Source organism: Candidatus Pelagibacter communis (genome assembly GCF_001180025.1).
Taxonomy (GTDB): domain Bacteria; phylum Pseudomonadota; class Alphaproteobacteria; order Pelagibacterales; family Pelagibacteraceae; genus Pelagibacter; species Pelagibacter ubique_A.
In genome coordinates this window covers 1-2140 of the sequence record NZ_CVSK01000042.1, presented here as the reverse complement: position 1 = coordinate 2140, position 2140 = coordinate 1, and the positions used below count along the sequence as shown (strand labels likewise).

General features: G+C 32.3%; 2 protein-coding genes. Both read left to right on the top strand.

Annotated elements, in window-relative coordinates:
• Positions 1–67: 67 nt before the first annotated feature.
• A complete protein-coding gene (locus AMN83_RS01775; RefSeq protein ID WP_075503888.1) occupies positions 68–1663 on the top strand; it encodes a GMC family oxidoreductase in 1596 nt (531 codons plus the stop codon).
• The coding region (locus tag AMN83_RS01770) for a YjbE family putative metal transport protein (RefSeq protein WP_075503886.1) at positions 1663–2140 on the top strand (478 nt) is incomplete at its 3' end. The genes AMN83_RS01775 and AMN83_RS01770, both read left to right, overlap by 1 nt.

The window sequence follows — 2140 nt, the reverse complement described above, 5'->3', positions numbered from 1 at the left end:
ATTATTTGAATTTTTTTGTGTACATAAATATTACAAATAAAAAAATTTAATTTATAAGAGTTCTAATGTGAATAATTTTGATTTTATAATTCTTGGTGCAGGATCTGCAGGATGTGTACTTGCTAATAGGTTGTCTGAAAATCCTTCAAATAAAGTACTTTTAATTGAGGCTGGAGGCAAGGATAATTATCCTTGGATACATATTCCTGTTGGTTATTTCAAAACAATGCACAATCCAAAGACTGATTGGTGCTACAAAACAGAGCCAGATGAGAGCATGAATAATATTTCCATTAGGTATCCTAGGGGAAAAACTTTAGGAGGCAGTTCTTCTATCAATGGTCTGCTTTATATTAGAGGTCAACACAGAGATTATGATATTTGGAGACAATTAGGTAATACTGGCTGGGGATGGGATGATGTTCTGCCTTATTTTATCAAAGCAGAAAACCAAGAAAGAGGAAAAGATGAGTTCCATGGAGTTGGAGGCCCTTTATCTGTTTCAGATCAAAGAATACATCTGCCTCTTCTAGATGAATTTCAAAATGCTGCAGAGGAATTTGGTATTCCAAAAACAAAAGATTTTAATACTGGTGATAATCATGGTTGTGGATATTTCCAAGTAACTGAAAAAGATGGCTTTAGATGTAGTACAGCTGTCGGATATTTAAACCCAATCAAGAGCAGGAAAAATTTAAAAATTTTAACTCATTCTCATGTCAAAAAAATAAATTTTGAAAACAAAACTGCTAAAGAAATTGAGTATTGGGAAGGAAATGAATTAAAAAAAGTACAAGCAAATAAAGAAATTATAATTTCATCTGGGGCTATCGGCTCTCCTCAAATTTTACAAGTTTCCGGAATAGGAAATCCTGAAAAATTAAAAAATCTTGGGATTGATATGGTGCAAAATTTAAATGGAGTTGGAGAAAACTTACATGATCATTTAATGCTTAGACCAATTTATAAAATTAATGGATTAAAATCCTTAAATAAAAAAATAAATAGTTTATTTGGAAATTTAATGATTGGATTAGAATACATTTTTAAAAGAAGCGGCCCAATGACTATGGGTGCTAGTCAACTTTGCATGTTTGCTAAAAGCGATCCATCTTTAGAACTACCAGACTTACAGTGGCATGTTCAGCCTATGAGTATGGATACTTTGGGAGCAACAAAAAATCATGATTTTCATGCATTCACCCCTACTGTTTCAAATATCAGACCAACAAGTAGAGGGCATGTTAGCATTGTTGATAAAGACTCAAGAACTTATGCAAAAATAAAACAAAACTATCTATCAACTGATCACGATAGAATGATTGCAGCTAAAGGACTTAAATTAACTAGAAAAATTATAATGGAGTCGAAAACTTTCAAAAAATACACTCCAGAAGAATACAGACCTGGCATTCATTTAAATGAAGATGAGGAATTAGTTAAAGAAGCCTCTAATTATGCTCAAACTATTTTTCACCCAGTTGGAACTTGTAAAATGGGTCAAGATGAAATGTCTGTAGTAGATGAAAAACTTAAGGTTAGGGGTATTAATAATTTGAGAGTTATAGATGCATCAATAATGCCAAACATCACTTCAGGTAATACAAATGCCCCAACAATAATGATTGCAGAAAAAGGTGCAGACATGATACTACAACAATAATGTTTGCAGAATTTTTTACACCTGATCAAATAGCGATATTAACTCAAATTATTCTTATTGATTTAGTTTTAGCTGGAGACAATGCAATTATAATTGGAATGGTTGCATCTAAATTTCCTCCAGAACAAAGAAAAAAAGTTATTTTCTGGGGAATTGGTGGTGCAGTTATTTTAAGAATTATTTTAACATTGCTTACCGCATATCTTTTACAAATTACAGGTTTGAGGTTAATAGGAGGATTGCTGCTCCTTTATATTGTCTACAAACTTTATGTGGATGTAATAAAAGGCTCAGAGACCGAAGAGGACATTAAAGTAGATAGCTCTAGTTTTTTAAAGGCTATTTGGACTGTTCTATTAGCTGATTTTACAATGAGTTTAGATAATGTCCTGGGTGTAGCAGGTGCAGCTGGTGAACATTATGGACTTCTTGTTTTTGGGTTAGTTTTATCAATTGTTTTAATGGCAACTGCAGCAA